The sequence below is a fragment of the Stenotrophomonas sp. YJH_SMC_46 genome (assembly GCF_059370315.1).
Genome location: NZ_JCAFTO010000002.1, coordinates 130828 through 155202, shown reverse-complemented (window position 1 = coordinate 155202; position 24375 = coordinate 130828). Strand labels below are relative to the sequence as shown.

Here is a 24375-nt window from a genome sequence, read left to right as displayed (position 1 = left end):
GCGACAGCGTGCGTGGTGGGGTCAGCCGATCACACGCTTGAACGGCGGCAGCGCGTCGATGATGCGCTTGCCGTAGCGGCGGGTCAGCAGCCGCGAATCAAGGATGACCACGCGGCCGGTGTCGGTGGAAGTGCGGATCAGGCGGCCGGCGAACTGGGTCAACGTGCGCAGCGCATGCGGAATGGCGATCAGGTTGAAGGCGTTCAGCCCCCGCCCTTCAAACCATTCGCTGAGCGTGGCGGTCTGCGGGTCGGTCGGCACCGCGAACGGCACCTGGGTGATCACCACCGTGGTGCAGGCTTCACCTGGCAGGTCGAGGCCTTCGCCGAACGAATTCAGCCCGAACAGCACCGAGCCCTCACCCGCCGCGACACGGCGCAGGTGTTCATCGATCAGCCGCGTCTTGGACATCTCGCCCTGCACCAGCACCTGCTTGCGGCGCGCGGCCGACATCAGGCCAGCCACCTTTTCCATCTTCCAGCGCGAGGTGAACAGCACCATCGAGCCCTTGGCCCAATCCAGCTCGGTGTCGAGGTAGCGTGCCACTTCGCGCGGATGGCCTTCGCGGTCATCCGGCGTGACCGGGAACTTCGGCACGATCAGCTCGGCCTGGTTGGGCAGGTCGAACGGCGACGACAGCGAAACCATCTCGGCCTCTTCGGGAATGCCGTTGTCGATCGCCAGCGATTGGAAATCGCCACCGCCGGTCAGCGTCGCCGAGGTCATCACCACCGAATCCACTTCATCCCACAGCAGCTTGCGCAGCACGTGCGCGGCCGACACCGGCGAGCCGTGCAGCACCAGGTCGCCGTCGCGGGTGGCGGTGACCCAGCGCGCCATCGGCGGCGCGCCGTCCTTGTCCTCGCGGCGCCAGGCCTGCCACAGGTTGTACTGCTGCTCGATCATTTCCAGCGCCATGCCCAGGTTGCGCTGCAGGCGCTCGCGCGCGGCATCGTCCGGCTTGCCCTTGGCGACCTGCGCGGTGGCGGCATGCGCCCAGTTGTAGAGGCTGCGGGTCTCGTCAGCCAGCGCCTCGATCGGCTCGCGCCAGGCGTCGGGCAGTCGCCCATTGGCCGCGCGCCACATCGGCTCTTCGTCCGCCGGCGCCGGCATCCACACGCGCTCGATATGATCGCGGAACGCGCGCAGCTGCTTGGCCACGTTGCTGGCCACTTCGATCGCTTCGTTGGGCAGCAGGTTGCCGAGGCGGTCCTTGTCGACCGCGCGGTAGGCACCGGCGATCAGGATCTGCAGGCGGCCGGTGCGCTTGGCCATTTCATCCAGCGCCAGGCTGGCCGCGCCCTGGTCGATCGCCACGTTGCCGATGTGATGGCCTTCGTCCAGCACCAGCAGCATGTCCGACGGCGGCGCGATCAACGGCTGGCCGTTGTCGCTGTCGCCGATCGACAGCGCCGACAGCAGCAGCGCGTGGTTGGTGACCACGATCTGCGCATCGCGCACCGTGTTGCGCGAACGCAGCACCGCACACTGCGCCGAATAGGCACAGCGGCGCCCGGCGCAGCCCGAGGCCGGCGTGGTGATGCGGCTGCGCAGGCCGGGGCTGATGGTCTCCGGTGCGTTGTCGATGTCGCCATCCCAGCTGCCGCTGGTGAAGGCGTCGGTCAGGCGCTTGGCGATGTCCATTTCGATCGGCGCCAGCGGCCGATCAAACAGCGGCGCGTCATCCTCGAACATGCCGCCCTGCGAGCCCTCACCCTGTGCCTCGGCAGCATTGCGCGTGCACAGATAGCGGGTGCGGCCCTTGGCCAGCGCCACGGTCGCTTCCAGGCCGGTGGCCTTGAGGAAATTCGGAATGTCGCGCTCGACCAGCTGCGACTGCAGCGCCACGGTGCCGGTGCTGATCACCAGCTTTTTCTTGCTGGCCAGCGCGATCGGTACACCTGCGGTGAGGTAGCCCAGACTCTTGCCGACGCCGGTGGGCGCCTCGACCACGCCGACGCCGCCACTTTTCGACAGCGCACGCGACACCACACCGATCATCTGGCTCTGCGAGCGGCGGGTGGAGAAGCCGGGAGTATTGGCCTGCAGCGTGGTGTACGCCTTGCGGATCGCGTCCTTCAAGGCGTCATCAAGCGTGCGCGGAGCGGCGACGGTTTCGGTCACGCCGGGAAGTACCGTGGCTGGATCAGGCCGGTCATTGTCGCATGGCCGGCCACGTTCACCGCCGCTGGCACCCTGAACGGGCCAGCGACGACGCCTGGCGGCGGTCACGGTCCGGTGGCCGGACCGCTCAGGGGCCAGATACGCCCGGCATGGCCCGGCGCGACCGGTCAGGCCGCCGGGATCGTACGGCTACGCAGCAGGCGCACCAGTGCCCACACCAGCAGCACCACGCCGATGGCCTCGACCATCGCCAGCGCGAAGTGCAGCACGCCGAGGATGGTGCCGATGCCCGACACGGCGCCGAAGTTACCGCTGCTGACCAGCCACATCGGCAGGATGCCCGCTGCCAGGCCGCCAAGACTGGACAGCAGCAACAGCAGCAGGCCGGCCAGGGCGCCGGTGCGGGTGGCATCGCGCGGCGCGCCGACCACCCAGACCAGGCCGATGCACAGCGCGATCAGCACCGGCAGGCGCACGCCCACCATGCTCAGCACGGTCACCAGCAGGGTTGTGCCGTCCATCGATCAGTCCTCGCCGGCCAGCACGGCCGAGCCCTGCCGCAGCGACTGGTAGACCTCATCGGTCTGCGGGCGCACGCCATGCCACTGCAGGAAGCTCTCGGCGGCCTGTTCGACCAGCATGCCCAGCCCATCCACGGTATTGCGGCAGTTCGACGCGCGTGCCCAGGCCAGGAAGGCGATGGCAGCCTCGCCGTAGTTGAGGTCGACGGCGGTGGTCATCGAGTTGACCAGCGACAGCGGCAGCTTGAACTCGACGTCGCGGTCGCGGCCGGCCGAGGTGGCATTGACGATCAGCTCGAAGTCACCCAGGTCACGCAGGTCTTCCCAGTAGCGGCTGATCGCGCGGCCCGGTTCGCCCATCGCGTCGATCAGTTCATCGGCGCGTTCCGGTGTGCGGTTGACCACCACCAGCTCGGTGATGCCGGCATCGAGCAGCGCCGGCGCGACGCTGCGCGCGGAACCGCCGGCGCCGATCAGCAGCACGCGGCGGCCACGCAGGTCCAGGCCATGGCGGTCGGTCAGGTCACGCACCAGGCCGATGCCATCGGTGGTATCGCCGTGCCAGCGGTCGCCCTTGCGCAGCAGCGTGTTGACCGAGCCGGCGCGGCGCGCGCGCGCGGTCAGGGTGGTGCACACCGAGAACGCGGCTTCCTTGTGCGGCGAGGTGACGTTGGCACCGACACCGCCTTCGGCGGCGAAGGCTTCCAGGCCGGCCAGGAACGCATCAGGGGCCAGGTCGATTGCACGGTAGTCGATGCTGATGCCTTCCTGGCGACCGAACGTCGCGTGGATCTGCGGCGACTTCGAGTGGGCAACGGGGTGTCCGAAGACGGCGTAACGGTCGGTCATGGAATCCTCAAGCTGGCTAGACTGATGCTCTTTCGTGCACGGACCCGGATGATGCGCATCACCCCGCCCCTGCTGGTGCTTGCCGCCAGTCTACTCTCTGCCCCCGTGGCGATGGCGTTGAACGAGTACGGCATCGAAGGCATGGGCGTGGTCTCCACCCGTGCCGACGAGGGCCGCGCCACGATCAGCGCCGATGGCCAGCGCATCGTGTTCGCACGCCGCGGCGAGGCGGGCTGGGGCCTGTGGCAGGCGCGCGTGGTCGAGGGCCGCTGGCAGCAGGCGCAGGCGCTGCCGGTGGGCGTGGCCGGCGAGGCCCGCGATCCCTACTTCAGCCGTGATGGCCGCTGGCTGCTGTTCGCGGCCGGCCGCGAGGGCAGGCTGGCGCTGTACCGCGCCGCACTCTCCGCCGATGGCCAGCTGGGCAAGGCGCAGCCTTTGGCGGGCGACGGTGACCGCCGCGAAGAGCGCGGACCAGCCCTGAGCGTGGATGGCAAGCGGCTGTTGTTCGCCCGCCAGCAGGGGCGTGGTGCCGGCTGGGACCTGCTCGTGGCGACGCTGGACGCGCAGGGCGTGCGTGGCCCGGCAACCGCACTGACCGCCTTGAACAGCGGCGACGACGAGACCGACGGCGACTGGCTGGGCAACGACGGCGCGGTGGTGTTCAGCCGCGGCAGCGGCACGACCGCACAGGTGTGGAGCAGCGGCTGCGCGTGGAGTGGCGCGGCCCTGCAGCCGTTGGGACTGTCATTCAACCAGGCCGGCGGCTGGACCGGCGCGCCGGTGATCGACAACGCCAAGCCGGGCGAGATGATGGTTGCCAGCAGTGCGGCGAAGGCGCCACGTGCCGGTGGCGTGGATGTGTACCGGTTGGCGGTGCCGAAGGTGGCGGCGGTGGCTGGGTGCGTGCCAGGCGCGCGGTAACGGCAGACGCCAACCAAGGTTGGCGACTACCAGGGCGATGGAGGTGCCAGGTGCGTGCGATAGATCCACGCGATGCGTAGATGATCGCGGGGTAGGTGCCGACCTTGGTCGGCACGCCAAGGTGCCAACCAAGGTTGGCACCCACCCGTCAGCGAGACAACACCTTGGCGCGCTGCTGCTCGTACTCCAGCTCACTCAGCTGGCCGTTGTCCTTGCGCTGGTTCAACGCGGCCAGCTCGGCCTGCACGCTGTCCGGCAGCGCCTGCTCACGGGCCACGTGGCGGGCAGCGGAGAGCTGTTCCGGCGGGCGCTTGCCGGCCCGCCAGGCGGCGATGAAGACACCGACGATGATGGCGCCGAACACCAGTGTTCCGGTGCCCCAGATCAGCCATTGCATCCATCCCAGTTCGGGTGCCATCGCAGTCCTCCGTCTATCGTGTCGCTATTGTCAGCGCTCGCGCAGCCATCGCGCCACCTGCGGCGCGAAATAGGTCAGTACGCCGTCGGCGCCGGCCCGCTTGAAGCCCAGCAGCGACTCCAGCACGCAGGCGCGTTCGTCCAGCCAGCCGTTGGCGAAGGCGGCCTTCATCATCGCGTACTCGCCACTCACCTGATAGGCGAAGGTCGGCACACCGAATGTCTCCTTCACCCGGCGCACCAGGTCCAGGTACGGCATGCCCGGCTTGACCATCACCATGTCGGCGCCCTCTTCCAGGTCCAGCGCGATCTCGCGCAGGGCCTCGTCGCCGTTGGCCGGGTCCATCTGGTAGGTCTTCTTGTCGGCCTTGCCGAGGCTGGCCGCGCTACCCACCGCATCACGGAACGGGCCGTAGAACGCCGAGGCGTACTTGGCCGAGTAGGCCATGATGCGCACGTTGATGTGGTTGTCGGCATCCAGCGCACGGCGGATCGCGCCGATGCGGCCGTCCATCATGTCCGACGGCGAGACGATGTCGACCCCGGCTTCGGCGTGCGACACCGACTGCTTGACCAGCGCTTCCACGGTGATGTCGTTCAGCACGTAGCCCTTGTCATCGATGATGCCGTCCTGGCCGTGGGTGGTGTACGGGTCCAGCGCCACGTCGGTCATCACGCCCAGCTCCGGGAAGCGCGACTTCAGCGCGCGGATCGCACGCTGCGCCAGGCCGTCCTCGGCCCAGGCGGCCGATGCATCCAGCGACTTCAGCGACGGGTCGATCACCGGGAACAGGTCGATCACCGGAATGCCCAGCTCCAGCGCCTCTTCGGCAACCTTCAGCAGTTCTTCGATCGACAGCCGCTCCACGCCCGGCATCGACGGCACTGCGGTGCGGCCGGCCAGTTCGTGCACGAACACCGGGTAGATCAGGTCGTCGGTGGTCAGCGTGTTCTCGCGCATCAGGCGGCGCGAGAACTCGTCGTGGCGCATGCGGCGCGGGCGGTACAGCGGGTGGGACATGGCAGGCTCCGAGGAGTGGCTATTGCAACAGGTAGCCCTGCGGCAGCAGGGGTTCGGGCAACGGGCGTTCGCCGAGCGCATCGAGCTGGTCGATCTCGATCGTGCGCACCAGCGCGTCCAGCGGCAGATCGTTCGGCTCAAGGCCGAAGGGGTCTTCCATTTCTTCGCCCAGCTGGTCCAGGCCGAAGAAGGCATAAGCCAGCACCGCCGACAGCACCGGCGTGCCCCAGCCCAGCGAACTGGCCAGGCCGAACGGCAGCAGCACGCAGAACATCCACGCGCAGCGGTGCAGCAGCAGGGTGTAGGCGAACGGCAGCGGCGTGGTGAGGATGCGCTCGCAGCCGGCCTGGATCGACGACATCGCGTGCAGGCGCTCTTCCAGCTGGGTGTAGAGGATCGGATCGAGCTCACCGCTGCGCAGCGCCTGGGCCAGTTCGGCGGCGATCATCGCCAGCAGCGCGTCGGGCACGTTCTCGCGCTGGCCCAGCTGTTCGCGCTGGCGCTTGTCCAGCCACGGCAGGGCCATCAGCGCCACGATGCGCCCACGCAGGCGCCCGGCCAGGGCGTGGGCGAACGCGGTGGTGACGTAGGCGATGCGGCGACGGCGGCCGGTGTCATCGGCCAGCAGCAGGTTCACCTGGCGGGCCAGCGAACGCGATTCGTAGACCAGCTGGCCCCACAGCTTGCGGCCTTCCCACCAGCGCTCGTAGCAGGCGCTGTTGCGGAAGCTGAGGAAGATCGACAGCACCAAGCCGAGCAGCGTGAACGGCGTGACCGACACGCGTTCGATGCCGGTCGGCGGCGCCAGTTCCACCACCGCAGCCACGGCGATGGACAGGATCAGGATGGCCAGCACCTTGGGCGCGATCGCTTTGACGATCGAACCGCGCAGGATGTACAGCAGTTGCCAGCCGTGGGGACGGGGTCGGATGATCATGGGGCAGCCGCGCCGGGCGCGGATTCACAGGCACGCGGGGGGCTCGCGCAGCCATTCATTGTACGCCCCCGCCCGGCCATCGGCCGTGCGCCTGCGACGCCCTGTCGCACCCGGGCGCGGGCTCAGATGACGCCACCACCCAGGCCGAGGCGGAGGATGCCCACCACCACCACGATGCCGTTCAGGACCAGGCCGGCCCAGGCCCGGCCACGCTTGCTCGGGTGGGTGAACAGGATGCCCAGCGCGGCGATGACCGCGCCCACCGCAGCGAACGGGATAAGGAACCAGTTGCCCCAGCCGAGCAGTGGAATCAGCGCCAGGATCATCCACAACAGCGCCAGTACGCCCCACAACAGACTGATCACGCCCATGCCACTCTCCCGCAGTTGGTTCCTGCCCCAACCATAGACGTTCCCGCTGCCGTCGCCTACTGCCGTTGGCGGGGCTGTCACCCCCGGCGTGCTAGCGTGCTGCCGTGCGTGCCCTGGCCCGGGTGTTGGCGCCGATTCAGAGTGGCCCGCCGATGATCGCAACCAGTCCTACAGGGGTCGTGCCATGAACATCCGTTGGGCCGCGTTGGCGGCCATCCTGCTGGTCGCCGCCGGCTGTGCCAGCACCTCCAAGGTGATGCTGGGCCGCGCCCGCGCACCCATCGATCCGGCACTGGTGCAGATCTATTCGACGCCTCCGGCCGGTTCCCAGGAAATCGCCCAGCTGGAATCGGCGTCCGCCGTCGGCTTCGGCACACAGGGCCAGACCGATGCCGCCGTGGCACGCCTGAAGCGTGAGGCCGCCGCGCTGGGCGCCAATGGCGTGGTGCTGATGGGCGTGGGCAGCAGTGGCTCGCCGGTGGGCATGTCGGTGGGCGCCGGCACGTTCGGCTCGCATGTGGGTGGCGGCGTCGGCATCGGTATTCCGACCACGCAGAAGCGCGCCGCCGGCGTCGCGATCTGGGTGCCGAATCCGGCACCGCCGGCGCGATTGCCGACACAGGTGATTACCCCGCAGCGGTGAGGCGGCAGCGTCACCGCGGGTAGCGCCGGGCCATGCCCGGCGTCTCTCCCGCTGCGCTCGCCGGGCATGGCCCGGCGCTACCGATTATTTCTGCCGGTACTTCGGCACGAACACCTTGTTCACCGCATCAGCCAGCTGGTCCGGCGGCAGCAGGCCCTGGTCGAGCAGGAAGTTGTTGAACGCAAGGCGGTCGAACTTCGCACCCAGTGCCAGCTCGGTCTGCATGCGCAGTTCCAGGATGCGGGTGTAGCCGTAGAAGTAGCTGCCGGCCTGGCCCGGCATGCGCACCATGTAGCGGTCCAGTTCCTGGGTGGCCATTGCCTTGGACAGGCCGACCTGCTCCATCAGCACGCGCTCGCCGTTGGCGCGGTCGGTCAGGCCCAGGTTGAGCATCGGGTCCAGCATCGCGCGCGCGGCGCGCAGCAGGCGGAACTGCAGGGCGATCATCTGACCGTCCAGCGGTTCGTAGGGCACCATCTCGGCCTCGGCATACAGTGCCCAGCCTTCCACGTTCACCGAATTGAACGCGAACATGGTGCGTGCCAGCGACACGCCACGCTCGACCATCGCGGTGAACTGGAGCTCGTGGCCGGGGCGGCCTTCATGCGCGCTCAGCGTCCATGCTGCCGCACCGAAGTTGAAGTCGTCGTACTGCGCGCCCGGGCCCGCTGCCGGGTTGCCCAGCGGCAGCACGAAGGTGCCCTGCTGCCCGGTGTTGTTGACCAGCGGCGCCGGCAGGAAATGCGGCGCGGGACTGGCCGCGCTCTCGGCGGCCGAACCCAGGCGCATCTGCATGGCGCGCTGGGGCACGTCGACGATGGCATGCTCGCGGATCAGCGGATCGATCGCGTCGATCACCTTGCGGTAGTGGCCTTCCAGATGGTCGTCGGCGATCTTGTCGGCCTTCAGCGCGCGGATCACCGCCACCGGGTCGCTCGGGTCGGCCACCTTCAGGCCCTTGTCCTTCACCACCAGCGGCGCCAGCTGCTGCATCGCCGAGCGGGTTTCCATGAACTCCAGCTGCGCGCGCTGCATCAGCAGCTTCGGGTCGATGTCGATGCCGACCTGCTTGAGCTGGTAGGCGTACAGCGGCGCCGGCAGGCGCGCATCGGTGCGTGCCTTCGGCAGCACGTCCTTGCGGGTCCAGGCGGCGTAGTCCTTCATCTGCCCGGCCAGGGCCTTCATTGCTTCATCGGTACCGGCGATCTGGTACTTCTTCAGCAGCGACTCGATACCGGTGATGTAGGTCTCGACGTTGTCCAGCGACTGCTGCACTTCGATCTTGGTCGGCTGCAGCAGGCTGGTGTCCTTCAGGCGCTCTTCATAGCGCTGGCGGGCCAGCGTGGTGAAGGCGGTGCCGCCCGGCTGCAGGCCGGCATAGGCCTTGAGGCGGTCGATCGCCTTGGCCCGGCGCTCGGCCGGCACCTGGTCGGACAGCAGCAGGTTGAGGCCGCTGAACACGGTCTGCGGCGCATCACTCCACGGCAGCAGGTATTTCTCGTTGAGCTCGCTGCCTTCGATGTTCTGGCTGGCGGCGTGGATCATGATCTCCAGGTCCTGGCGGACGTTGGGATCCTTCTCGGTGGCCAGCTTTGCCTTGAGTTCATCGCGGGCTTTGGCCATCGCGGCGCGATAGCGCTTGCCGTTGTCCGGGCCAAGGTCTGCGACCTTGTCGTCGTAGCCGGGAACGCCGAAGAAGCCGGTTTCCTCCGGCTGGAACGGGCCTTGTGCATCAAGCAGGATCTGCGCCAGTGCATTGCTGCGGGCAACCCAGGCCGGGCTGGCCGGGGTAGCGGCCTTGGCGGCGGGTGCGGCCAGCGCCGGTGGCGCAGACAGCAGCGGTGCGGCAGTCAGGGCCAGGGCAACGGCGAACGCAATCGGCTTCATGGTGCACTCCAGGACGGGGTTGCCCGCACCCTACGCGCTCACGGCGATGGCGACAATCGGCGGGAAGTCATGGCGGCTGGTTGTGCAGCCGGGGCTCCGCGGAAGCCTGCCGGCGTAGAGTCGACTGTCAGTCGACTATCGCGCGCAGCGCGGGGGTTTCGCTATCTGACCGAAGAGCAGTCGACTGACAGTCGACTCTACCCGGTCGACGTCCCGCAGTCGCCTGCCCGGGGAGGTCACAACGCGGCGGTCAGCGGGCATTCGCCGCGATCACGGCAGGCCTGCAGCTCGCACTCCTGCGCAGCCTCATCATCATCCAGCGCCGTCAGGTCGAAGGTCTGCTTGTCTTCGGCCAGCACGTACATCACCGGGTAGTCCCAGACATCGTCACGACGGATGCCCTGCACGAACAACCGCCCGCGTGCCTGCGGCCCTTCCAGCGCAACGGTCAGGCCAACGTCGCGCTGGCCGTTGATGGCGGTCTGCATGCTGCCCAGCGGCATCGATTCGATATGCAGCGGCTCGCCGAAGGCTTCCACCAGTTCGATGCTGCAGCCCGCGCGGCGCAACGCTTCGCGCATCGGTGGACTTTCGCGTGCCGCCTCGCTCCAGCGCAACAGGCTCCAGGTCACCACGCCACCGGCGCCACCCAGCACCAACACCACCGTCAGCGGCATCGCCCAGCGCCAGTGGCGGCGCCACCATCCGGTGGACGTCTGGCGATGGGCGGGAATCGGCGGTGGCAGGGTCATCGGCGGGCTCCTTCCCGGTTGCGGATCAGGGTTTCAGGCAGCGTCCCAGGAAGGCTTCGGCCACGCGGTAGCGATGCAGGGCATCGGCGCCCGACAGGCCATGCTTGGCACCCGGGTAGGTCATCAGCTCGAACGGCTGTGCACGCTTCTGCAGCGCGCTCATCAGGCTGGTCGAGTTGGTGAACAGCACGTTGTCGTCGGCCATGCCGTGGATCAGCAGCAGCGGCGAGCGCAGGCCATCGATATGGGTCAGCACGCGCGCTTCGCGATAACCGGCTTCATTGCGTGCCGGCAGATCCATGTAGCGTTCGGTGTAGTGGCTGTCGTACAGGCCCCAGTCGGTCACCGGCGCACCGGCCACGCCGCAGGCGTACTGGTTCGAGGCCTTGGCCAGCAGCATCAGGGTCATGTAACCGCCGTTGGACCAGCCCTGCACGCCAATGCGCGCCGGGTCCACCCACGGCTGCTGCTTGAGCCAGGCCACGCCGCGCAGCTGGTCGGTCACTTCCACCGTGCCCTGCTTCCCGTACAGCGCACCACCGAAGTCGCGGCCGCGACGCGGGGTGCCGCGGTTGTCCAGCGAGAACACCACGTAGCCCTGCTGGGCCAGGTACTGGTTGAACAGGTGATCACCGCGGCCGGGCCAACTGTCGGTGACGGTCTGGCTGGCCGGGCCGCCATAGACATACACCGCCACCGGGTAGCGCTTGGACGGATCAAACCCGGCCGGCTTGATCAGGCTGTAGTTCAGTGGGGTCTTGCCATCGGCGGCGGTCAGCGTGCCGAACTCGACCGGGCGCTGCGCGTCGCGGTAGCGCGCATACGGGTGCTTGGGATCGGCCAGGTCGTTCTCCACCAGCGTAGCGATCTTCTCGCCATTGGCGCGGAACAGCTCGATCTGCGGCGGCGTGGTGCTGTTGGACCAGCTGTCGACATAGACGCTGGCATTGCGGGCGAACGTGGCGCTGTGCATGCCCGGTGCCTTGGACAGGCGCAGGGGCTCGCCGCCCTGCAGCGATACCGCGTAGATCTGGCTTTCGCGCGAGGTTTCGATGCCGGCGCGGAAGTAGGCCTTGCCAGCCTTCTCATCAACCGCCAGCAGTTCGTCCACCGGCCAGTTGCCGTGGGTCAGCGCGGTGGTCTTGCCCTTGCTGTCGATGCGGTACAGGTGCTGGAAGCCGGTACGCTCGGACGACCACAGCACGCTGCCGTCTTCCAGGAAGCGCAGGCTGTTATGCAGCGGCACCCAGGTCGGGCTGGTCTCGTGGGCGAGCACGCGCTGGCGGTTGGAGTCGAGCGCCACTTCCACCAGGTCCAGCTGCTTCTGGTCACGCGACTGGCGCTGGAAACTCAGGTGCTGCGGATCGCGCCAATCGACGCGGGCCAGGTAGATATCCTGTTCCCTGCCGAGGTCGACCCAGCGCGGCTGCGCATCGGCGGCCGGTGCGATCACGCCCAGCTGCACGCGCACGTTGGCGTCGCCGGCGGCCGGGTAACGCTGCTCGATCACGTCGGTGCGGTCGGCATAGACCTCGTAGCGCTTCTGTACCGGCACCGGCGATTCATCGATGCGGGCAAAGGCAATGGCCGAATCATCCGGCGCCCACCAGTAGCCGGTGTGGCGATCCATCTCCTCGTCGGCGACGAACTCGGCCACGCCGTTGCCGATGGTGGTGCTGCCGTCGTGGGTCAGCTGCAGCTGCTTGCCATTGGCCAGGTCGATCACCCACAGGTTGCGGCCGCGGATGAAGCTGACGAAACCGCCCTTGGGCGACAGCTTGGCGTCGGTGGCGAAACCTTCACCGTGGGTCAGCTGGCGCACGGCCGCCTGGCCCTGCTGCTTGAGGTCGTACAGGTAGAGTTCGCCGCCCAGCGGGAACAGCAGGCGCTGCGCGTCCGGCGACCACTGGTAATCAACGATGCCGGTCATCGCGGCGATGCGCTGGCGCTCGCGGCGTGCCTTTTCCTCGTCGCTGAGGGTCTCGGTGCCGGGCAGCACCACCTTGGAATCAACCAGCAGCCGGGTCTGGCCGCTACCGATGTCGTAGGTCCACAGGTCCAGCTGGTTTCGGTCGCTGTCCTTGCCGCGCAGGAAGCTGACCTGCGATCCGTCCGGTGCCACCTTGGGCTTCATCAAGGTCGGGCCGGACAGCGGCAGCGGACCGGTGATGGCTTCCAGGGTCAGCTTTTCAGCGTGGGCAGCGGTTGTGGTGGCAAGCATGAGGGCGAGCGAAGCGAACAGGTGGCGCATGGAGGATCCCGGCAAACGGCAGGTCCGCCTCCACGCGGGGCGCGGGACGGTCGTCCCCCCATCCTAACCAAGCCCGTGCGGGAAGGCAGCATGACCTTCTGCCCATAAGGCGTGCGGACGAGTGCCGACCAAGGGTCGGCACCCACCACCCGTAGATCCACGTCACGCGTGAATGACGCCGTCCTGGTTCAACGCTGGCCGAACAGGTGCTTGCGCTCTTCGTCGCTGAGCGGCTTGCCGGCGTTGGGGTTCACCTGCTGGCGCAGGGCATAGGCGCGCTGGGTGGCCGGGCGTGCGGCAATCGCTTCATGCCAGCGCTTGAGGTTCGGGAACGCGGCGAAGTCCACCGGCAGCGTGTCGTAGGCGCCGACCCACGGGTAGCTGGCCATGTCGGCGATGGTGTACTCATCGCCGGCCAGGAAGGCGTGCTGGGCCAGGCGCTTGTCCATCACCCCGTGCAGGCGGCGCACCTCGTTGTCGTAGCGCTCGATGGCATAGGGAATCTTCTCCGGCGCGTACACGTTGAAGTGGCCCATCTGGCCACTCATCGGGCCCAGGCCCGCCATCTGCCAGAACAGCCATTCCAGGGTGGTCACGCGGCCACGCGCGTCGCTGGGCAGGAAGCGGCCGGTCTTCTCGGCCAGGTACAGCAGGATCGCGCCGGACTCGAACACACTCTGGGGAGCACCGCCATCGGCCGGGGCATGGTCGACGATGGCCGGCATCTTGTTGTTCGGCGAGATGGCCAGGAATTCCGGCTTGAACTGGTCGCCCGAACCGATGTTGACCGGGTGGATGCGGTACTCCAGGCCGGCTTCCTCCAACAGCAGGGTCACTTTGTGGCCGTTCGGGGTGGGCCAGTAATACAGGTCGATCATGGCGGCGGCTCGGGGTGCGGAAAGGAACCTGAAGTCTAGTGCGTGAGTTGGGTTGGCACCGTCATGGCGGGCCGGTAACCTCGCGGCTCCCCCGAAACGCACTGTCCTGCATGAGCCACAGTCCTCGTCCCTTGTCCCCGTTGTCCTCGCTGATCTTCGCCTCGCGCTGGCTGCAGCTGCCGCTGTACCTGGGCCTGATCCTTGCCCAGTGCGTCTACGTGTTCCTGTTCGGCAAGGAACTGTGGCACCTGCTGTCCCACTCGGTGTCGATGGGCGAACAGCAGATCATGCTGATCGTGCTGGGCCTGATCGACGTGGTGATGATCTCCAACCTGCTGGTGATGGTGATCGTCGGCGGCTATGAAACCTTCGTCTCGCGCCTGCGCCTGGAAGGCCATCCGGACCAGCCGGAATGGCTGAGCCACGTCAACGCCAGCGTGCTGAAGGTGAAGCTGGCGATGGCGATCATCGGCATCTCCTCGATCCACCTGCTGAAGACCTTCATCGCCACCAGCGCGTTGAAGGGACTGCCGCTGTGCAAACCGGAACAATGGGCAGCGGCAGTGTCTTCGGCGTCGACCAGTTTCTACAACGCTGGCGTCGATACCTGCACGACCATGACCCAGGAAGGTGTGCTGTGGCAGACCATCATCCACTGCGTGTTCATCCTGTCGGCGATCGGCATCGCCTGGACCGACAAGCTGATGTCCAACGGCCACAGCAAGTCGCACGACAAGGCACACGACCACTGAGGTCGCCGCCGGCCACGACATGATCACTGCGGCCCCACCCGGCCACCACCCCTTGTGCGGGGCGGTGGCCGGGATGCTAGATTGCATCCTCGCCGTTGCCGGCGGTGGCGTCGGGAAACGCCACCCTGCCGCGCCTGGACCACGGGTCCCGGCCATGCATATCAATGATTTACGTCACGTCGTCTTCTAGAGGGGAGCAGGATGTCGCACGTCTCAACGATCACCGCCGCGCGCCGGTGGCTGCCGGTTGCTTTGGCACTGGCGCTGGCCGCCTGCTCGGGCAAGGAAGAATCCGCAGCACCGGCTCCGGCCGCCGCCCCCACCGCCGCTGCACCGGCCGCACCGGTGGTCGCCGCCAAGGTGCAGTCGATGGGCACCGAGCAGCTGCGTGAGTCGGCCAGCCAGGCCCTGCGCGAGAACCGCATGTACGCGCCGGCCGGCGACAATGCCATCGAGTACTACCTCGCCCTGCGCGACAAGACCCCGGACGACGCCTCGGTGAAGAGCGCGCTGACCGACCTGCTGCCCTACACCCTGATCGCCGCCGAGCAGCACCTGGGCCGCGAGGACTACACCGAAGCACAGCGCCTGGTGGCACTGATCGAGAAGGTGGATGCCTCCGCGCCCGCCCTGCCGCGCCTGAAGGACGGTCTGTCCAAGGGCGTGGAAAACGCGGCCAAGCGCACCGAGACCGAAGCGGAGAAGGCAAAGAAGGACGCCGAGGAGCGCAGCAAGCAGCAGATCGAACAGCAGCGCCTGGCCGAACAACGCGCCAAGGAAGCCGACGCGGCCAAGCAGATCGCTGCCCAGCAGGACGCCGCACGCCGCGACAACGAACGCCAGGAAGCCGAGCGCCAGGCCGCCGCACGCCGCGAAGCCGAACAGAAGCAGCAGCAGGCCGCGGCCCAGCAGGCCAGCGCGGCGCGCCAGGCCGCGGCTGCCGCCGCGCCCACCCTGCGCCCGATCAGTACGCCGGCGCCGCGCTATCCGGCCGAGGCACTGCGTTCGGGAACGTCGGGCGAAGTGCTGGTGGAGATCACGGTCGGTACCGACGGCTCGGTGGTCAACGCCCGCGTGCTGCGCGCAACCTCCGGCCGCACCTTCGACCGCGAAGCCCTGAACGCAGTCAAGCGCTGGCGCTTCGAGCCGGTCAGCGCGCCGGTCACCACCCGCCGCACCCTGGTGTTCGCGCCAGGCGGCTGACCGCAGAAAAGGGGACGGAGGGGATTAAGTCGTTTCCGCCCCAAAATGACCACACGGCCCGGCATCTCCGGGCCGTGTCCGCTTCAGGAGAGGCTGTCAATCAGGCGTTGCAGTGCCGGATCGCGCGCGGCCAGCACCTGGAACAGGCCCAGCGCATGCAGGCCCGGCAGCAGCCCACGCAGATCTGCTTCGGCGGTGGCGCGGGTGGCGTCATCGCTGGCGGGGTCCTGCCAGTCACGGACGCTGGCGAGGAAGGCGCCCACGCTGCCCTTGCGCACGGTGAGCCCGTTTACCTGTACCTCGTTCTGGTGGTCGGGAAGGATGTCTTGGGGCTGCATCGGGGCGGCTCGTGTTGGAATGGGCGCCCAGTGTGGCGCGCGCGGATCGGCGCTTCTGCCGTATAACTGCCAATGGATATGGCAGATCAGACACCGACCGGCTTGATTGATCCGGCATTGGCGGACGCCGACGACGGCCCCATCGTGCTGGCCGGCCAGCTGCGCGTGCCCGGAAGGCGGCGCACCGCGCGCCACCAGCACGTGCGCGGCCAGTTGCTGGGTGCCCACCACGGCCTGCTGCGGATCGAGGCCGGCGACCTGCACTGGCTGCTGCCGGCGGGGCATGTTGCCTGGATACCGCCCTTGCTGCCCCACGCCCTGGTAGGGGCAGACGCATTCGATGGCTGGAGCCTGTACGTCCGCGCCGATGCCGGCCTGGATCTGCCGCCGCTGCCCCGCATTTTCCAACCCGATGTGCTGTTGCAGGCGGCGGTGACGCGGGCACTGCGCTGGCCGCATCAGGCACTGGACGCTGCGCAGGCACGCTTGGCCGGCGTCATCGCCGATGAGATCCGTGCCAGCACTCCCTTGCCACTTGCCCTGCCACAACCGCAGGATCGACGGTTGCGGCGGATCGCGGCGGCGCTGGCACGGTCGCCGGACGACCTTCGCAGCGTCGAAGCGTGGGCAGCCACCAGCGGACTGTCCAGCCGCAGTCTCGCCCGCCGTTGGCAGGCCGAAACTGGCATGACCTTGAGCCAGTGGCGGCAGCGCCTGCGCGTGCTGCTGTCACTGCCACGCCTGCTGGCAGGCGAACCCGTGATCAGCGTTGCGCTGTCAATGGGCTACGACACGCCCAGTTCGTTCATCGCCGTGTTCAAGCGCGAGATGGGTGTGACGCCTGCGCGGTATAGCGTGGAGTGACGCAATCAACACTCGCGCTGTATATCTTCGCGACCTAACCTGCCCGTTGGTCCATAGACGCACCCATATGAAGTACGACGACGCCAGCTGGCACTCTGACGGCGACTTCCCTGCCGATCTCTCCCCTGAGGCAGGCGCTACCCACATCGGAATGTATCTGGCGTGGCTGCTGCTACGGGGGATGGCGGGCGAAGAGCTGTTGGATGACATGCAGGAGGAGCTGGGAGCCTTGACCCGGCGTGCAATGACACCCGGTCAGTTCCTGCTGGTGTGTGATGGCAAGTTCCTTGATGAAATGATCAACGATGAGGCGAATGCATTCACGCTGGAGTACTACCAAGCGGATGACTGCCTGTATCCCGATGACTACATCGAATTGCTGGCAGACGATCTTCCTTCGCTGTACCACGTCGCCGATACCTGGGAAAACTTCGATCGACTGGCACCGGTGATCGCCCAGCGCTTCGCCGCTTGGCAGGCAGCACAATCCTGAAAACAACGAGGCCCGGAATGACCGGGCCTCGTTTCATATCCGCCGGGCATGGCCCGGCGCTACCCGTGGCGGTCAGCCAGAGATGGCCAGGCGCTCGTTGTGGTAGCGGCGCACAGCGGCGAACCACAGCATAGCGGCCAGGCCGAGGCTGGCACCGAGGTAGATCGCCCAGACCGTCGGGGTGATGGTCTCGTGGCGGATCACCTTCAGCAGCATCTGGTTCTGCGACAGGAACGGCACGGCGTACTGCCACATCTCGCTCTTCAGCGGATAGGCCACCAGGGCGTAGCCAGGCAGCATCGGCAGCAGCATCAGCCAGGTCATGTGGCTCTGCGCTTCCTTCATGCTCTTGGCCGCAGCCGACAGGAAGGTCAGCAGCGAGGTGCCGATCAGCAGCATCGGCAACATCACCAGCAGCATCTGCAGCATCGAGCCGACGTTCATGTTGAACTGGCGGCCGATGTTGCCGGGGGCGATCTGCGCGCTCACCTTGAACGCGACCAGGGTCAGCAGCAGCGACACGAAACCGACCACGCAGGCGGCGGCGATCTTGCCGCTGACGATCGCACTGCGCGAGCCCGGCGTGGCCAGCAAGGGTTCCAGTGACTGCCGCTCGCGCTCGCCGGCCGTGGCGTCCATCACCAGGTAGGCGCCACCGATGAACGAGGTCAGCGTCAGCAGTACCGGCAGCAGCATCGACAGGATCATGCCGCGCTTGGCCTCGGCACTGGCCAGGTCCTGGCGCGCCACGTCCAGCGGGCGTGCCACCTGTGCGTCGATGCCGCGTGCCATCAGGCGCAAGGCACCGACCTGGCCGTTGTAGGTGGCCAGCGCCGCCTCCAGGCGTGCACTGGGTACTTCGGCCGCGCGACGCGTGCTGTCCTTGATCACCTCCACCAGCGCTGGCTTGCCCTCGGCCCAGTCCTTGCCGAACTCATCGCTGATGCGCAGCGCCACATCGATGTCCTGGGTGCGGATGGCCTCGGCCAGGTCCTTCGGTGCCGGTGCGGTGTTCAGCCCCTGCGCGGCGAGGAAGCGCACCAGGTTCGGCGCGTTGTCCGCACCGATGGTCGGAATCTGCAGCGGTTGTTCGATCTGGGTGCGCACCCGGCTCTCGGCCAGCTTGCCCATGCCCAGCAGCAGCACCGGGTACAGCAGTGGCCCGAACAGCAGGGTCAGAAGCAGCGTGCGGCGGTCACGCGACAGGTCACGCAGCTCCTTGCGCATCACCGTCATCAGGGTCGACATCATGCTCATGCGTGCAGGCCCTCTTCGCTGCCGATCAGTTTCACGAACGCATCTTCCAGGTTGGATTCGGCGGCCTGCGCACGCAGTTCGTCGGCGCTGCCGGCGGCCATCACCGTGCCCTTGGCGATGATCACGATGTGATCGCACAGCGCGGCCACCTCCTGCATGATGTGGCTGGACAGGATCACGCAGCGACCCTCTTCGCGCAGGCCCAGCAGGAAGCGGCGCAGCGCGCGCGTGGTCATCACGTCCAGGCCGTTGGTCGGTTCATCGAGAATGACGTTGCGAGGGTCGTGCACCAGCGCGCGGGCAATCGCGGTCTTGGTGCGCTGGCCCTGCGAGAAGCCATCGGTCTGGCGGTCGAGGATGTCCCCCATGTCCAGCGCGTGCGACAGCACCTCGATGCGTTCGCGGATGCGCTCGGCCGACAGGCCATGCAGTTCGCCGAAGTAGGCGATGTTCTCGCGCGCAGTCAGGCGCTTGTAGACGCCACGCGCATCAGGCAGCACGCCGAGGTGGCGACGCACCTCCACCGGATTGCGCGCCGCATCGATGCCGTCGACAGTGATGCTGCCCTGATCGGGCGTCATCAGCGTGTACAGCATGCGCATGGTGGTGGTCTTGCCGGCACCATTGGGCCCCAGCAGGCCGGTGATGCGGCCATCCTCGGCGCGGAAGCCGACGTTGGACACTGCCTGGATACGGCCGGTGCGGGTGTCGAAGGCCTTGTGCAGGTTGTCGGCGACGATCATGGTTCCCATCCGTTGAACGAGGTGAACGCCGGCACGTAGCTCAGCGTATCCAGGCAGCCGGCGTCCAGCGCCTTGGCATCGGTCGTGTCGATGAACTGGCCGAGCAGGCGCGGCATGCAGCCGGCGGTCAGCGTGCCGTGGCCCTGGCCACGGGCGACCAGCGCGCGTCCATTGGGCAGGCCCTTGAGGACCTGCTCGGCATAGCGCGGCGGGGTCACCGGGTCCAGTTCACCAGACAACAGCAGCGCCGGTACGTCACTGCGCAGCGGCACGGCATTGGCTGCCGGTGCCGGACGGTGCGGCCACACCGGGCAGGCCGCGAAGAATGCACTGGCCACCTCGTTGCCAAACAGCCGCTCGGGATCCTCGGCCGGCGCGTGGTAGCGCGGCGCATCTTCGCTACAGATCACCGACCAATGCATCCCGCGGTTGATCTGGAAATCCATGCTGCGGTTCGCACCGCGTGCCAGCGAGGCGAGCGGCGCGTAGCGGCCGTGCGCGGCTTCATCAAGAACCAGCGGCAGCAATGAGGCGTACTGGGGTACGTAGGAAAACGCAAAAGCCAGGCCCACCACGCTGTCCGGTGTCAGCACATCCTTCCGGGTCCCGTAGGTGCCGGGGTCGCGATACTCGACCGGAACCGGTGCACGGCGCAGGGTCTCGACCACGCTGCGCAGCTGCGCACGGGTATCGGTCGGGAAGCGCTTGCTGCAGGTAACGTCCTTGCGGCACTGCGCCGACTGCAGGGCGATCGCGTCCTCGAATGTCCTGGCGAAATCGCCGCCCACCACCAGCTCATTCGGCACCACGCCATCGATGACGATGCTGCGGGTGTGCTGTGGATAGGTGCCCGCATAGCGCTGGGCCACGCGGGTACCGTAGGAGCCGCCAACCAGGTTGAGCTGGTCCACACCGAGCGCCGCACGCACCGCATCCAGATCGGCGATCGCCTCGGTGGTGGTGTAGAAGCGCGCATCGGCACGCCCCTGCAGCGATGCGGCACAGCGCTGGGCGTAGTCGCGCAGCGATGCCTCGGAAGGCGCGGCATCCTCATCCATCGGCAGCTCCTTCCCGTCCGCGCCCAGGCAGCTGAGCGGGCTGGAACCGCCAGTGCCGCGCTGGTCGATCAGGAACACGTCGCGCTGTTTGCGCACCTGGCGCAGTGCAGTATCGACGATGACCGCCACCTCGCTGGCCGCCTGGCCGGGGCCGCCGGCCAGGAAGAACACCGGATCCGGCTGGCTGGCGCCGCTGCTGCCCGATTCCAGCCAGGCGATACGCAGGCCGATCCGGCGACCGTCAGGCTGGGCCCGGTCCTCCGGCACCTGCAGGGTGGCGCACTGCGCCTCCACGTTGGCGCTCGCACCTACCGTGGACAGCGTGCAGGGCTGGAAATCGATCGTGCCGAAGCGGCGGCCGGGTGCGTCAGTGGCACCCTCGGCGCCGGGTGACGGCGGCTGGCTGCAACCGGCAAGCATCAGGCTGGCCAGCATCCCGGCCAGCGCGAGGAGGTGTCTTTGCATCGTGCTCGTTTCCCCTGGAAGACGTTCCTGGCAACCACGACGGGCTGCCGCGGAAGATGTGACTCAACTTACACGGGCAGCGCGCCGACGGCGATGGGCAATGACGAATCCGCCGCCAACGGCGCGCAGACCGGACGGTCCTGCCCCTCGGCCTTGGTCGGCACAGGGCGGCATCGGCGGCGACCCGCAGCGCCCCACGGGCCAGTGCCCCGGCCTGACGGCGATGCGGGGTCTGAAAACGGCGAGCACGGCCGCCGGCGCACGCGCAGAATCCGCCGCAGACCCAGGAGACACCCATGCACACGAGGTACCTCGGTGGCATCGACCATCGCCCCTTCCTGCACCTGTTCGAGATGAGCGACTGCGCGCTCGCTGCGCTCGGCATCCAGCGTCGCTGGGCCGGCGCCAACGGCGGGCATCCCTGCCGGATCAGCCTGAGCGATCCCGCGCCTGGCAGCGAGCTGCTCCTGCTGTCCCACGTCCACCTGCCGCTGCATTCGCCGTACCGCGCCGCCGGCCCGATCTTCGTGCAGCGCGGCGTGACCCGTTGCGTCCTGCCGCCGGGCGAGGTACCCCCGTATGTGCAGCGCCGGGTGATCTCGATGCGTGCCTATGACCACGCCGCGCTGATGTGCGGTGCCCAGGTCTGTGCGGGCACCGAGGTGGCCGACCACCTGGATGCACTGTTTGCCGACCCGTCGGTGGCGTTCGTCCAGCTGCACAACGCCGCGCATGGCTGTTTCTCGTGCCAGGCAGATCGGGTAGGTACCGGGACTGCGTCGCGTGATCTCCATGACGTGATCGATGCCACGCCGGTCACGTGACGTCCAGCGCATCCGTTCAGCCCTGCGTGAAGCCTGCGGGAAGGGCTTCACATGCGCAGTCACGGATCGGCACTGCGATGGTTCCGCCGCCTGCAGTGCGACTCGATACTCGCCCTGGTGCCGCCGAAAGTCCGCCGCCCAGCGCAGCGCCTGCGGTCACCGTTCCCTTTCGACGACCACAAGGATGCGCCATGTCATTCCGATCCACACCGCTGTTGCTGGCCACCTCGTTCGCCGCTGCGGGCCTGTGCCTGGCCGGCAACGCGTTCGCCCACGGCACGATGACCACGCCGGTCAGCCGCGTCTATGCCTGCTTCCAGGGCAATCCCGAGAATCCGACCAACCCGGCCTGTGCCGCTGCAAAAGCGATTGGCGGTTCACAGGCGTTCTACGACTGGAACGGCATCAACCAGGCCAACGCCAACGGCAACCATCAGGCCGTGGTGCCCGACGGCAAGCTGTGCAGCGGCAACAACCCGACCTTCCGCGGCCTGGACGTGAACCGCAGTGACTGGCAGACCACGCCGATCCACGCCGATGCCAATGGCAGGTTCACCTTCGTGTTCAAGGCAACGGCGCCGCACGCCACGCGCGACTGGCGCTTCTTCGTCACCCGCGACGGCTGGCAACCGGGCAGCCCGTTGCGCTGGGCCGACCTGCAGGAGTTCTGCACGCTGGGCAATACACCGCTCTCTGCCGATGGCACCTACAAGCTGCAGTGCACGCTGCCGCAGCGCAGCGGCCAGCATGTGATCTACAACACCTGGCAGCGCTCGGATTCGACCGAGGCGTTCTACACCTGCATGGACGTGCGCTTTGAAGGCGGCGGCGGTGGTACGACGCCGGCACCGCAATGGCAGGATGCCGGCCCGGTCACCGCCCGCGGTGAATTGCCGGTCGGTACGACGCTGGCACTGCGCGTGTTCAATGCCAGCGGCAACGATGTCGAACGTGTGGAAGCGACGCTGGCCAGCGGCCAGACCTCGGCCGCGCAATGGCCCTTGGCGCTGGCCCGCAAGGTCAATGCCAGTGCCCAGCATGCGCGCGTGGGCGTGCTGGCCAATGGTGCAATCACGCCGACGGCCTCGGCCACCGCCAACCGCGTGTACCTGAAGGATGGCAACCGCTTCCAGCTCGACACGAAGGTGCCGGACCCGGGCACGCCGTCGCCGGGCGGTGATTTCGACCATGTGTACCCGGCCGGTATCGGCGGCTATGTGCCGGGCCAGACCGTGGTGAAGGGCACCGACGGCAAGCTGTACGCCTGCCGTCCGTTCCCGGAGGGTGCATGGTGCAACGTCAATGCCGAGGCCTACCGGCCGGGCGTGGGCGCGGCCTGGCGCGATGCGTGGATCGCGTACTGAGGCAGTGATGCGGGAGGCGGTGCACAATGCACCGCCTTTCGCCCGGATGACGGCAAAGTAAGCACCGTGTTGCAGATCGAACACAGCCGCCATCGATTTCAAACTTGTCCGATGTTGCCGGCGCATCCGCATGTGAAGACTCCTTGAGGTTTCCCACACCTCGCAAAGGAGTCTCTGCATGCACCTGTCCCATCGGACAGTCTTCGCACTGTCCGTCGTCGCCGGCCTGGCCTTGTCCGGCAGCGCCTTCGCCCACGGCACCATGACCAAGCCGCTCAGCCGCGTGAAGCAGTGCCACGAGGGCAATCCGGAAAACCCGACCAACCCGGCCTGTGCCGCAGCCAAGGCCATTGGCGGCGCGCAGCCGTTCTACGACTGGAGCGCGATTGCCCACGGCAATGCCAATGGCAACCATCGCGAACTGGTGCGCGATGGCGAACTGTGCAGTGCCAGCATTCCCAAGTACCGCGGCCTTGACCTGAACCGTACCGACTGGCCGACAACACCAATCCGCGCCGACGCGCGTGGCCGCTACACCTTTGAGTTCTATGCCCCGGCCCCGCATGCCACCCGCGAGTGGAAGTTCTATGTCACCCGTGATGGCTGGCAACCGGGCAGCCCGCTGCGCTGGGCCGACCTGCAGGAATTCTGCACACTGGGCAACGTGCCGGTGGACGGCAAGACCTACAAGCTGGACTGCCCGCTGCCCAAGCGCAGTGGCCAGCACATCATCTACAACACCTGGCAGCGTTCGGACTCGGGTGAAGCGTTCTACACCTGCATGGATGTCCGCTTCGAAGCCGGCAACGGCGTGATTCCGCCGCCGCAGTGGCAGGATGCCGGCCCGGTCACCGCCCGCGGTGCGCTGGAGGCAGGCACCACGCTGACCCTGCGCGTGTTCAATGCCAACGGCAACGATCTGGAGCGCCCGGAAGTGACCCTGGCCGCCGGCCAGACCGCTCCGGCGCAGTGGCCGATGGCGCTGGCCAGCAAGGTCAATGGCAGCGCCCAGCACGCCCGCGTCGGCGTGATGAAGAACGGCGTGATCACGCCGGTGGCGTCCGCCACCGAGAACCGTGTCTACCTGAAGCCGGGTCATCGCTTTGAACTGGAAACCCAGATTCCGGGTCCGGGCCCGGTCGATCCGGTCGATCCGCCGGGTGGCGATTTCGACTTCGTGTATCCGGCAGGCCTCGGCAGCTACAAGCCGGGCGAGACCGTGGTGAAGGGCACCGACGGCAAGCTGTACGCCTGCCGCCCGTTCCCGGAAGGTGCGTGGTGCAACATCAACGCCGATGCCTATCGCCCAGGCACCGGCTTTGCTTGGCGTGATGCCTGGATCGCGTACTGAGGCATGGCACCGGGGGCGGCGTGATGCCGCCTCCGATTTGCGGGATTGCCGGCCAGCGGCCGGCATTACCAGGGTTCGTGGGGTTGCCGGC

The 24375-nt window shown here is 67.7% G+C and carries 24 protein-coding genes; 9 read left to right on the top strand and 15 right to left on the bottom strand.

Annotated elements, in window-relative coordinates; all coding sequences use genetic code 11:
* Positions 1-21: 21 nt before the first annotated feature.
* From dinG to aroE, 3 genes are all read right to left on the bottom strand, one after another.
* Complete coding sequence (gene dinG, locus AC5P8C_RS05695) at positions 22-2124, bottom strand: ATP-dependent DNA helicase DinG (protein ID WP_019661659.1); 2103 nt, start codon at positions 2122-2124, stop codon at positions 22-24.
* Between the two features lie 167 nt (positions 2125-2291).
* Positions 2292-2645 carry a hypothetical protein gene (locus AC5P8C_RS05690; protein ID WP_019661660.1) on the bottom strand — a complete coding sequence of 118 codons (354 nt, stop codon included), beginning with the start codon at positions 2643-2645 and terminating at the stop codon, positions 2292-2294.
* A gap of 3 nt (positions 2646-2648) precedes the next feature.
* A complete protein-coding gene (gene aroE / locus AC5P8C_RS05685) occupies positions 2649-3494 on the bottom strand; it encodes a shikimate dehydrogenase (protein WP_019661661.1) in 846 nt (281 codons plus the stop codon).
* 48 nt (positions 3495-3542) lie between these two features.
* Here aroE and AC5P8C_RS05680 point away from each other — a divergent pair, with 48 nt between their 5' ends.
* Positions 3543-4415: a hypothetical protein gene (locus AC5P8C_RS05680; RefSeq protein WP_495218620.1), complete on the top strand. Its 873-nt coding sequence runs from the start codon at positions 3543-3545 to the stop codon at positions 4413-4415.
* A gap of 148 nt (positions 4416-4563) precedes the next feature.
* Here the strand turns inward: AC5P8C_RS05680 and AC5P8C_RS05675 are convergent, their stop codons facing one another.
* The 4 genes from AC5P8C_RS05675 to AC5P8C_RS05660 all read right to left on the bottom strand — a co-directional run bounded on the left by AC5P8C_RS05675 (position 4564) and on the right by AC5P8C_RS05660 (position 7161).
* Positions 4564-4833, bottom strand: coding sequence for a hypothetical protein (locus AC5P8C_RS05675; protein WP_019661663.1), 270 nt, complete (start codon positions 4831-4833; stop codon positions 4564-4566).
* 30 nt (positions 4834-4863) lie between these two features.
* Complete coding sequence (gene hemB, locus AC5P8C_RS05670) at positions 4864-5853, bottom strand: porphobilinogen synthase (RefSeq protein ID WP_006400669.1); 990 nt, start codon at positions 5851-5853, stop codon at positions 4864-4866.
* A gap of 19 nt (positions 5854-5872) precedes the next feature.
* Positions 5873-6790, bottom strand: coding sequence for a bestrophin family protein (locus AC5P8C_RS05665; protein WP_019661664.1), 918 nt, complete (start codon positions 6788-6790; stop codon positions 5873-5875).
* Positions 6791-6912: 122 nt separating this feature from the next.
* Positions 6913-7161 carry a hypothetical protein gene (locus AC5P8C_RS05660; RefSeq protein ID WP_006475755.1) on the bottom strand — a complete coding sequence of 83 codons (249 nt, stop codon included), beginning with the start codon at positions 7159-7161 and terminating at the stop codon, positions 6913-6915.
* A gap of 184 nt (positions 7162-7345) precedes the next feature.
* On the opposite strand from AC5P8C_RS05660, the gene AC5P8C_RS05655 reads away from it, so the two are divergent.
* Positions 7346-7804 carry a hypothetical protein gene (locus AC5P8C_RS05655; protein ID WP_010482223.1) on the top strand — a complete coding sequence of 153 codons (459 nt, stop codon included), beginning with the start codon at positions 7346-7348 and terminating at the stop codon, positions 7802-7804.
* Positions 7805-7888: 84 nt separating this feature from the next.
* Here the strand turns inward: AC5P8C_RS05655 and AC5P8C_RS05650 are convergent, their stop codons facing one another.
* The 4 genes from AC5P8C_RS05650 to AC5P8C_RS05635 all read right to left on the bottom strand — a co-directional run bounded on the left by AC5P8C_RS05650 (position 7889) and on the right by AC5P8C_RS05635 (position 13572).
* On the bottom strand, positions 7889-9691 hold the full coding sequence (locus AC5P8C_RS05650) for a DUF885 domain-containing protein (RefSeq protein WP_019661665.1): 1803 nt from the start codon (positions 9689-9691) through the stop codon (positions 7889-7891).
* Between the two features lie 236 nt (positions 9692-9927).
* Positions 9928-10443 (bottom strand): cytochrome c oxidase assembly factor Coa1 family protein, encoded by a 516-nt coding sequence (locus AC5P8C_RS05645; RefSeq protein ID WP_019661666.1) that lies wholly within the window; start codon positions 10441-10443, stop codon positions 9928-9930.
* Positions 10444-10468: 25 nt separating this feature from the next.
* Entirely contained in the window at positions 10469-12694 is a 2226-nt protein-coding gene (locus AC5P8C_RS05640; RefSeq protein ID WP_495218421.1) for a S9 family peptidase, read from the bottom strand.
* Between the two features lie 188 nt (positions 12695-12882).
* A complete protein-coding gene (locus AC5P8C_RS05635; RefSeq protein ID WP_019661668.1) occupies positions 12883-13572 on the bottom strand; it encodes a glutathione binding-like protein in 690 nt (229 codons plus the stop codon).
* 110 nt (positions 13573-13682) lie between these two features.
* Here AC5P8C_RS05635 and AC5P8C_RS05630 point away from each other — a divergent pair, with 110 nt between their 5' ends.
* Positions 13683-14324, top strand: a complete 642-nt coding sequence (locus AC5P8C_RS05630) for a TIGR00645 family protein (RefSeq protein WP_019661669.1) — start codon at positions 13683-13685, stop codon at positions 14322-14324.
* A gap of 201 nt (positions 14325-14525) precedes the next feature.
* A complete protein-coding gene (locus AC5P8C_RS05625; RefSeq protein WP_019661670.1) occupies positions 14526-15527 on the top strand; it encodes an energy transducer TonB in 1002 nt (333 codons plus the stop codon).
* Positions 15528-15610: 83 nt separating this feature from the next.
* Here AC5P8C_RS05625 and AC5P8C_RS05620 read toward each other — a convergent pair whose 3' ends face one another.
* On the bottom strand, positions 15611-15865 hold the full coding sequence (locus AC5P8C_RS05620; protein WP_049442042.1) for a hypothetical protein: 255 nt from the start codon (positions 15863-15865) through the stop codon (positions 15611-15613).
* Positions 15866-15943: 78 nt separating this feature from the next.
* Here AC5P8C_RS05620 and AC5P8C_RS05615 point away from each other — a divergent pair, with 78 nt between their 5' ends.
* Together AC5P8C_RS05615 and AC5P8C_RS05610 are read left to right on the top strand one after the other, a co-directional pair.
* Positions 15944-16729, top strand: coding sequence for a helix-turn-helix domain-containing protein (locus AC5P8C_RS05615; protein WP_019661672.1), 786 nt, complete (start codon positions 15944-15946; stop codon positions 16727-16729).
* 67 nt (positions 16730-16796) lie between these two features.
* A complete protein-coding gene (locus AC5P8C_RS05610) occupies positions 16797-17222 on the top strand; it encodes a DUF7832 domain-containing protein (protein WP_026347217.1) in 426 nt (141 codons plus the stop codon).
* 72 nt (positions 17223-17294) lie between these two features.
* Here AC5P8C_RS05610 and AC5P8C_RS05605 read toward each other — a convergent pair whose 3' ends face one another.
* The 3 genes from AC5P8C_RS05605 to AC5P8C_RS05595 are packed head-to-tail and all read right to left on the bottom strand — an operon-like array spanning position 17295 to position 20745.
* Entirely contained in the window at positions 17295-18479 is a 1185-nt protein-coding gene (locus tag AC5P8C_RS05605) for an ABC transporter permease (protein ID WP_019661674.1), read from the bottom strand.
* On the bottom strand, positions 18476-19222 hold the full coding sequence (locus AC5P8C_RS05600; protein ID WP_019661675.1) for an ABC transporter ATP-binding protein: 747 nt from the start codon (positions 19220-19222) through the stop codon (positions 18476-18478). The genes AC5P8C_RS05605 and AC5P8C_RS05600 overlap by 4 nt, the downstream gene beginning before the upstream one ends.
* Positions 19219-20745 (bottom strand): alpha/beta hydrolase, encoded by a 1527-nt coding sequence (locus tag AC5P8C_RS05595; protein ID WP_019661676.1) that lies wholly within the window; start codon positions 20743-20745, stop codon positions 19219-19221. The genes AC5P8C_RS05600 and AC5P8C_RS05595 overlap by 4 nt, the downstream gene beginning before the upstream one ends.
* 296 nt (positions 20746-21041) lie before the next feature.
* On the opposite strand from AC5P8C_RS05595, the gene AC5P8C_RS05590 reads away from it, so the two are divergent.
* From AC5P8C_RS05590 to AC5P8C_RS05580, 3 genes are all read left to right on the top strand, one after another.
* Complete coding sequence (locus AC5P8C_RS05590) at positions 21042-21569, top strand: DUF1203 domain-containing protein (RefSeq protein WP_495218420.1); 528 nt, start codon at positions 21042-21044, stop codon at positions 21567-21569.
* Positions 21570-21760: 191 nt separating this feature from the next.
* A complete protein-coding gene (locus AC5P8C_RS05585; protein ID WP_019661678.1) occupies positions 21761-22933 on the top strand; it encodes a lytic polysaccharide monooxygenase auxiliary activity family 9 protein in 1173 nt (390 codons plus the stop codon).
* A gap of 178 nt (positions 22934-23111) precedes the next feature.
* On the top strand, positions 23112-24284 hold the full coding sequence (locus AC5P8C_RS05580; protein ID WP_495218419.1) for a lytic polysaccharide monooxygenase: 1173 nt from the start codon (positions 23112-23114) through the stop codon (positions 24282-24284).
* Positions 24285-24375 lie beyond the last annotated feature (91 nt).